This window comes from Ligilactobacillus acidipiscis DSM 15836, assembly GCF_001435755.1.
Classification (GTDB): domain Bacteria; phylum Bacillota; class Bacilli; order Lactobacillales; family Lactobacillaceae; genus Ligilactobacillus; species Ligilactobacillus acidipiscis.
Map to the genome: position 1 here is coordinate 1 of NZ_AZFI01000098.1, position 8,264 is coordinate 8,264.

An 8,264-nucleotide genomic window follows, 5' to 3' on the forward strand; every position below is an offset into this window, starting at 1 on the left:
GACTTCCACCCACAAATACTTTACGCTAACCTTTTTTAATAAAATCAACTTATACTTCTAAAAGCCGCTTAAATACAACATAGAAAACTGGTTAGCCAAAAAGGCAAAACTCAGACTTAATAGCCCTTGTTTTGTCTTTTTAAATAGAACCGTTTCTAACAACGAAATTTTTACTATTCAGATTTTTTTAATGTAATCAGCCCACGTTCAAGATAACTTTGGATCCCTTGTTCAACAGTTTCTAGTGTTGTATATTTAGGCTCATAATTTAACAATTTCCGTGCGTTTTCAATACTATAACTGCCACTTCTAGCCAAATGATAATAGGAATGCTCAGACAATTCTTGATTATTAACTAATTTTACCCACTCGGGCCAAGCCAGAAAATCAATTTGTGGTTCTTGACCAAAAAATTGATAGCAAGCTTTAGCATAACCATATAGGGTCATAGATTCAGCCGCGACTGCATGAAAGCTTTCCCCTAAAGCTTGATTACGGTGCAAAATCGCCTTATAAAACATCTGTGCAACATCATCTGCATGAACGTGATGCATGCAAAGTTTCCATACCAAAATTTGGTAAGGTGATTTTTTCACCATTAGCAATTTTTTGAAAAACTCCAAGATCTGTATTACCAACTGGGTTAATAATAGTCCAGCCCGGCCCCGAGATTTGTCCTGGCATAATGATCGTGACCGGGAAACCATTTGTCCGATATTCATGTTTCAAAAATTGTTCGCTGGCAAATTTATTTTTACCATAATCGTCCAATGGCTCCTTGGCAGGATCATTAGGGTCTGCCGGCAAGGTTTTTGCTCTGCCATGCGCCCAAATCGACGAATAAAAAAGATAATGCGAAAGCTGAGTGTTTTTAAGCGCGGCCGTCATTTTTTGCGTATCTTCAAGTTTAAAATTAATTAAATCAACCACGACATCAGCGTTTAAGGCTGCAATCTTAGTTGCAAATTTTGGATCTTTTACTCGGTCTAAACTCATATGCTGAATTTTTTTCCAACCGCTATCTTGGGTATAAGGTTGATGTTTTCCCCGACTGACAGCAATCACTTCATTGTTATTTTTAACTAACTTCGGAACCAGATACGAGCCAATATGTCCATAAGCACCAATAACCACAATTTTCATACTAAGGGACCCCTTTCAAATGTTAGCGCTATCTACTTATTTAAGTATATCAAATAAATAACTTTAGAACCGCAATTATGTTAAATCAACAATGATTGTTTAGCACTAAACCTTACACCACAAGCTCTTCATTTTTAACGTAAAAAACAGGACAGCCTATAAACTACAGCTGCCCTGCTACTCCTTATGATCCGACCATTTCAACTCATGTGTTCATTTTTCCTGACTAAAATGTTTCACGTGAAACAATCTTTGCTATTTCCTATTTGATTTCAACTAGATTTGCACGATATAAGTTCGCCAAATCAGCAACCTGTTGTTCACTAGCAGTGAATGAGAATACCGTATGATGGCCACCACCAGCATGGATCCATTCTGTAGCACCTTGCTTCAAGCCAGCTTTTGGTGTCCATAATTGTTTAGCAACTGGCAAGTGTGGAGTTTCCTTTTCCGGTTTGTTGGCATCAACTGGGTAACTAATGATCTTGAAACCATCGCGAAAGTCAGCCATTGTAACATCAACAGCGTCGCCTTCTGAACCAGTAAATACCAAACGCGCAGGATCGTCTTTATCACCAATATCCAATGGATGGACCTCGACCCGCGGCTTTTCAGATGCGATCGAAGGATCAACTTCCAACATATGCGAACCAAGAATTGCTTCATGACCCTTGCGCAAATCAAGTGTATAGTCTTCCATAAGGGCTGTTTGCTTATTGTGTGTCATGATCTTGAAGACCCGTAACAAGGCTGCTGTCTTCCAGTCACCTTCACCAGCAAAACCATAACCGTCACGCATTAATAATTGAGCTGACAAACCTTGAAGTTCTTCGATATCATGCAGATCTTGAAAGTTAGTTGTAAATGCTGAATAACCGCCACGTTCAAAGAAACGTTTCATAGCGATATATTGTTTCAATTGATAACGAACTGCATGCTCATATTTTTCAGGATCATTATTACCTTGAACTAATTCATACTTAGACTTTAAGTCCTCGTATTCAGCATCGATTTCCTTTTCAGTAACTTTGTTGATCTCTTCTACCAGATCAGCAACTCGGTAATAGTCAACCGTCCAGCCAAGTTGAATCTGAGCTTGAACCTTGTCGCCTTCTGTAACCGCAACGTCGCGCATTGTATCACCAAAGCGAACAACTTTTAGGTTGAATGATTCGTTATAAGCAACTGCAACATCTTCCCAGTCTGCGATTTCTTTTTGAACTTCTTCATCGCCCCAATACCCATAGATGACTTTATTACGCTTGTCTAAACGAGCATTAATATAGCCATATTCACGGTCACCATGAGCACTTTGGTTTAAGTTCATGTAATCAAAGTCCATCGTGTCGTAAGGAATATTGTTAAGGTATTGTGTAGCTAAGTGCAGCAACGGCTTTTGCAATAACTTTGTTCCACGAATCCAATTCTTAGCTGGAGAAAATGTATGCATCCATGTGATCACACCAGCAACTTTGTCCTGATAATTAGCTTCCTTCATGAATTTTGTAATACCGTCTGCATCTGTCAGAACTTGCTTGAAGACAACTTTATATGGCAAGTTACCCTTTTCGTTCAAACCTTCAACAATTTTCTTAGCATCATCAGCCACACTCTTCAATGTGTCTTCACCATAAAGAGGTTGACTACCTGCAGCAAACCAAAACTCGTACTCTGGTACTGATAACATTAAAAACACTCCTTAGATTTTTTATTTGGGCTTCATGTCTTTGGGAGAAATCTGACCCCTTAAAAACATTTCGCCCGGTTTTTAAATTTGATACACATAATTTATTAACAAACAATTTTCAGCTGCTCACTTCCGCTTGGCATGTGATCGTGACTGCGCATTGTTTTGACCGTAGTAAGCATTTTTACCATGTTTTCTGTAATAATGCTTATCAAGTAAATACTGAGGAACAACGATCTGTTCGTGTCCTGCTAGTTGTAAGGCGTGATAATCCATTTCGGCAGCAACTTCAAGGACCTTAGCGTCATAGACGGCTTTATCTGGAGTAGCACCCCAAGTAAATGGCCCATGTTGGTTGACCAACACAGCTGGCACAGCCTCTTCATCGATTCCGCGTTCTTCAAACGTTCGAACGATCACTTTACCAGTGTTTTCCTCGTAAGCATCTTCAATTTCTTCTTTAGATAAGGGATCTGAAACTGGGACAGGCCCATAAAATGTATCCGCATGTGTAGTGTTTAATGCAGGAACATCAACTCCGGCAGAAGCAAACGCAACCGCCCAAGGAGAATGAGTATGCACGATCCCACCAATATTTGGAAACTTGTTATATAAAACTGTATGCGTGGGAGTATCACTTGATGGGTTTAACTTACCCTCAACAACATTCCCGTTTAAATCAACTACGACCATGTCGTCCGGTGTCAGCTTGTCATAATCAACTCCAGATGGCTTAATAACAAATAGCCCTTTATCACGATCAATTCCAGAAACATTACCCCAAGTGAAGGTAACTAAGTCTAACTTTGGAAGTTGCATATTAGCCTTATAAACTTCTTGTTTTAACTCTTCTAACATTCCATTCATCCTTTATTGTTGTTTTTCGACTGGATCTTCTAATATAGCGGCTTGATCTTCAACAAGAAGACCTGCTTGATAACGTTCAATATATTTCTCATAGCCATCAACACCCTCTTGTTCTGGGCTTAATGTCATTGTTTCTGAATCAGAGAAGACTTTCGTATCCAAGTAATCAGCCAATGACTCTTTAGCACCTGAAGCCACATACTGTGCTAGGACAGCCATAACCCAAGGACCACCAACGCTGGCATTTGTCATGACAGGGATCGGTAAGTTCAACGCATTAGATAATACTTGTTGCGCAACAACTGGTGTCTTAAACAAACCACCCTGTGCGATCATAACATCAGTTGAAACTCCTTCTTCATGGAGCAAAATATCCATTCCGATCTTAAGTGGAGCAAAAGCTGAGTACAATTGAGCTGTCATAAAGTTTGCTAAGTTAAAGTTACTATTTGGTGTCCTAACAAATAACGGTCGTCCTTCATCCGTTTTTGTCACAGGTTCACCTGAAAGATAACTGTAGTTGACTACGCCGCCTGCATCTGAGTCACCTTTAGTAGTATCCAAGAATAAGGTCGAATATAATTCGTCTGGTTTAAGATCAATCCCTAAACGTCTTGCAAACTCCTTAAAAATATCCGCCCAAGCGTTAATGTCAGAAGAACAATTGTTAATGTGGACCATCGCAACTGGCAAACCATCTGGTGTTTGCACGATATCAATATCACGATGTACTTTTTTCAATGGTTTATCTAAAACATTCATTGAAAATTCCGAAGTACCAACTGAAATGTTACCTGTCCGTTCTCTAACACTGTTAGTTGAGATCATACCAGTCCCAGCATCGCCTTCAGGTGGTGCCATGACGCTACCTGCTTGTAATTTGCCGCTCGGATCAAGTAACTTAGCACCTGCTTTTGTTAAGTTACCAGCATTTTGACCAGCTTCTAACACTGTTGGCAAGATGTCTTGTAACTTCCAAGGATATTGTTTGACCAACTCTAAATCCTCAAATTGAGACATTTTTTCTTGATCAAATTGTCCATCTTTACCAATTGGTAACATTCCTGAGGCATCACCGACGCCAACGTTTTTATTGCCGGATAATTGCCAGTGCACATATCCAGCTAATGTCGTAATAAAGTCTATATCCTTAACATGTTCTTCTTTTTGTAAAATCGCATGGTACAGATGAGCAATACTCCAACGTAATGGAATATTGAAATTAAACAACTTAGTTAGCTCTCCAGCAGCATCACCTGTGATCGTGTTTCTCCATGTTCTAAATGGAACCAATAGTTCATTATTTTTATTAAAAACCAAATAACCGTGCATCATCGCGCTAACACCGATCGAACCAATTTTTTCAACTTGAACGTGATACTTAGTCGAAACTTCAGCAGACATTTGCTGATAGCTTTGTTTGATCCCATCCCAAACTTCATCTAAGGAATAAGTCCAAATACCGTCCTTTAGACTGTTCTCCCATAAGAAACTGCCTGAAGCTACTGGTTCAAAATCTTTTGTTATTAAGACTGCTTTGATCTGTGTTGACCCAAGTTCGATCCCTAAGGCTGTGTTGCCGCCCTGGATCTCTTTGGCTATTTCAGCGATATTCATTCAACCTACCCCCTAGTCTTTATTTTTGCCATGGTTCATGCCAGCTTCTTCAATTTCTTCCAATGTATGTCCTTGTGTTTCAGGAACGCAGTAGTGAACGAATAAGACTCCTGCTAAACAAATCACACCGAAAATTGCAAAAACTGCTTCTTGTGCCATTGCGGCTGTCATAATTGGAAAGACCAAACCAACGGCCCATGAACCGACCCAGTTCATTGAGGAAGCTAAGCCGGAAGCACGCCCACGAACAGCAAGTGGGAACATCTCACCGACAATGATGACCCATGTTAACGGAGCCCAAGTAAACGAATAAAAGGCAACGTAAATACATAAGAAAACAACGATCGTGATCGGATTCATGTTAGCGATCATCAGGTTCAACAATGATGGCAAAATAAATGATAATCCCATCACAGTACCGCCAAGCATCAACAAAGTACGCCGTTTGAACTTTTCTGCGATCACAATATACAGCAATGAACCTAAAACTAAGATCACACCTTGGATAACAGGCCATAACAGCGCGGAACTGGCCGAATTTCCGGTAGCTTTTGCAACGATCAAAGGTATATAGTAAAAAATTGCATTTGCGCCTTAAAATTGCTGAAACGTAGCAACACCAACACCGGCGATAACCAGATAACGATATTTGCCACTAAACAATGTTGCCCAAGAAGTTTTTTCTGCTACTTTAGTTTCTTTTGTAGAAGCAACTTCAATTCCTTTTATTTCTGCTTCGATCTCACTATCGTCCTTGCGGATATATGACAAAACCTGACGCGCTTCATCCGGTTGACCGTTTTTGATCAAGAAACGCGGTGATTCTGGCAACTTTAAAACACCTAGAAATAAAATGACGGCTGGGATGGCAGCACACCCAAGCATGACTCGCCAACCCCAAGCTTCAGGCAAGCCTTTTAACAAGAAATCCATAATGTATGATAAAAGCATTCCCGAAGTGATCATTGTCTGATTCAACCCGGAGAGACTGCCTCGCGCATTGGCTGGCGCCATCTCCGACATATAGGCAGGTACTAAAGCCGACGCAGCCCCAACAGCTAAGCCCAACAGAATTCGGATAATGATCAAGTACAGTGCTCCGTTATTCGGCGAAACCATTGAAAGCAGCGAAAATATAGCAAAAATCACAGCCGAAACCAAAATCATCTTTTTCCGACCAAATTTATCAGAAAGCTGACCAGCAACCGAACCACCGAAAATTGCACCAAACATAACTGCCGATGTGATCCAGCCAATCACTGACGCATTAGTTAAAGACCAGTCATTCTTCAGAAAAGGCAAAGCCCCTGTCATGACCCCAATATCATAACCAAACAAAATTCCACCAAAAGAACCAAAAAAATAAATATACTTACTCGAAATTTTCTTTTCTTGAGCCACGGAATTCTCCTCCTTAAATATCGAACTAATGATTTAGGAACGCTTTCAAAGAATTACGTGCGCTCCATGTAAACGTTTCTAATCATAAGTATTTTATACGAACGATTCACCCCTTTTTAAAATTCATGCGAATAAATTTGTGAAACAAAATCAATGTAAACCCTTTAATTTCAAGTGTCGTTTTTTTGTGAAACAATTATTTATTTTTTGCAGAATTAATCTTAACTAATCATTCGAAATTTGTTTTAGGCTAAAAGCAAATGTCCCAACTCGTTACAAAACTACTTTTAACAAAGACGTTGGCTTATGTTATCCTAAATACGTAGCGTAAAATTGTTGTGAACAATTTTATTTATGTAAATTTATTCAAATGAATTATGGGGTTAAATGAAATGAAAAGCGACTTTATTAAGGTCAAAGAAAAACTAAAGAACCAAATCACTTTTGGGTCTTATCAGATGAATGATAAACTGCCCACGGAAACTGAACTAATGGCAGATTTCAATGTTTCACGCTATGCAGTAAGAAAGGCTTTGACAGAACTGCAAAATGAACATTTTATTTATAAAGTTCAGGGGAGCGGAATGTATGTTGAAGAGTGGAATAAAAAATGGAACCTAAATACAGAAAGTAAAACGATCGGCTTGATCTGTACGCATATTGCTGACTATATTTTTCCTAAAGTCATCTCTCAGATCGATGCAGTTATCGGAACAGAAAACTATTCCCTTTTGCTTGCAAACACACATAATGATCCAGAAAAAGAGCGCCTAAGTTTGATCAAAATGCTCGATTCTCAGGTCGCAGGTTTAATAATCGAACCTAGTGAAAGTGCCAAGCCCAACAGAAATTTAGATATTTATCAGCAGATCACCAAAAAGAATATCCCACTGCTGTTTATTAATGCTAAGTACCCAGAATTAGATGCGCCTGGAATTTTAAATGACGATACCGAAGCTGAAAAAAAGATGGTCAGCTATCTTTTGGAGATGGGCCATCGTAAGATCTTGGGTATTTTTCAAGTCGACGATCGCCAAGGTGTCCATCGAATGAGCGGCTTTATGCAAGCTTATCAGGAAATGTCCATCGATCTTTCAGACAGTAATATTATTATGTATAGTTCCCATGATCCATTTGGAGTCGTTAGCAAAAAAATTGACTTTTATCTTAACAGTGATGCTTGTCCGACGGCAATTGCCTGCTATAACGATGAACTTGCTATTGAAGTTCTTGCTAAATTAAAAGGTCAGGGTTTATCTATTCCGCAAGATATTTCATTAGTCGGTTTCGATAATTTTGACTCCTCTGCCTATCTCAGTCCTGGTTTAACGACTATGAACTATCAGCGCACTAGAGTTGGTCAAGAAGCTGGTGAAGGGATCCTATCTTTGCTCAAAGGTCAGGAAGTCAAAACGATCGTCCATCATCCGAAATTGCAATTACGTAATTCGGTCCGCAAAATTAACTAAAAAAATAAATTGCAATTATGTAAAAAACGTGCCCACCATTATTGGGGGGCTAAACTTTTTAGTGTTGATGAGCGTTCATC

6 protein-coding genes and 1 pseudogene are annotated in these 8,264 nt (G+C 39.4%); 1 reads left to right on the forward strand and 6 read right to left on the reverse strand.

The window, feature by feature from the left end:
* Positions 1-173: 173 nt before the first annotated feature.
* The 6 genes and pseudogenes from FC65_RS12450 to FC65_RS07215 all read right to left on the reverse strand — a co-directional run bounded on the left by FC65_RS12450 (position 174) and on the right by FC65_RS07215 (position 6,715).
* Positions 174-554 (reverse strand): NAD-dependent epimerase/dehydratase family protein, encoded by a 381-nt coding sequence (locus FC65_RS12450; RefSeq protein ID WP_235803099.1) that lies wholly within the window; start codon positions 552-554, stop codon positions 174-176.
* Positions 532-1,143: an NAD-dependent epimerase/dehydratase family protein gene (locus FC65_RS12455; RefSeq protein ID WP_235803100.1), complete on the reverse strand. Its 612-nt coding sequence runs from the start codon at positions 1,141-1,143 to the stop codon at positions 532-534. Before FC65_RS12455 ends, FC65_RS12450 begins: the two co-directional genes overlap by 23 nt.
* A gap of 262 nt (positions 1,144-1,405) precedes the next feature.
* A complete protein-coding gene (gene araA, locus FC65_RS07200; RefSeq protein ID WP_056972095.1) occupies positions 1,406-2,830 on the reverse strand; it encodes an L-arabinose isomerase in 1,425 nt (474 codons plus the stop codon).
* 126 nt (positions 2,831-2,956) lie between these two features.
* Positions 2,957-3,688, reverse strand: coding sequence for an L-ribulose-5-phosphate 4-epimerase (locus FC65_RS07205; protein WP_056972096.1), 732 nt, complete (start codon positions 3,686-3,688; stop codon positions 2,957-2,959).
* Between the two features lie 12 nt (positions 3,689-3,700).
* Positions 3,701-5,314, reverse strand: a complete 1,614-nt coding sequence (locus FC65_RS07210) for a xylulokinase (RefSeq protein ID WP_056972097.1) — start codon at positions 5,312-5,314, stop codon at positions 3,701-3,703.
* 12 nt (positions 5,315-5,326) lie between these two features.
* Positions 5,327-6,715, reverse strand: a pseudogene (locus tag FC65_RS07215) (sugar porter family MFS transporter).
* Positions 6,716-7,107: 392 nt separating this feature from the next.
* On the opposite strand from FC65_RS07215, the gene FC65_RS07220 reads away from it, so the two are divergent.
* The gene (locus FC65_RS07220; protein ID WP_056972098.1) at positions 7,108-8,184 is read left to right on the forward strand and encodes a GntR family transcriptional regulator; all 1,077 of its coding nucleotides are present in this window, start codon (positions 7,108-7,110) and stop codon (positions 8,182-8,184) included.
* The last annotated feature ends 80 nt before the right edge of the window (positions 8,185-8,264 follow it).

Excerpts from the sequence above, each read along its gene's own strand:
- FC65_RS12450 (WP_235803099.1), bottom strand. The coding sequence starts at position 554 with ATGCATCACGTTCATGCAGATGATGTTGCACAGATGTTTTATAAGGCG.
- FC65_RS12455 (WP_235803100.1), bottom strand. The coding sequence starts at position 1,143 with ATGAAAATTGTGGTTATTGGTGCTTATGGACATATTGGCTCGTATCTG.
- araA (WP_056972095.1), bottom strand. The coding sequence starts at position 2,830 with ATGTTATCAGTACCAGAGTACGAGTTTTGGTTTGCTGCAGGTAGTCAA.
- FC65_RS07205 (WP_056972096.1), bottom strand. The coding sequence starts at position 3,688 with ATGTTAGAAGAGTTAAAACAAGAAGTTTATAAGGCTAATATGCAACTT.
- FC65_RS07210 (WP_056972097.1), bottom strand. The coding sequence starts at position 5,314 with ATGAATATCGCTGAAATAGCCAAAGAGATCCAGGGCGGCAACACAGCC.
- FC65_RS07220 (WP_056972098.1), top strand. The coding sequence starts at position 7,108 with ATGAAAAGCGACTTTATTAAGGTCAAAGAAAAACTAAAGAACCAAATC.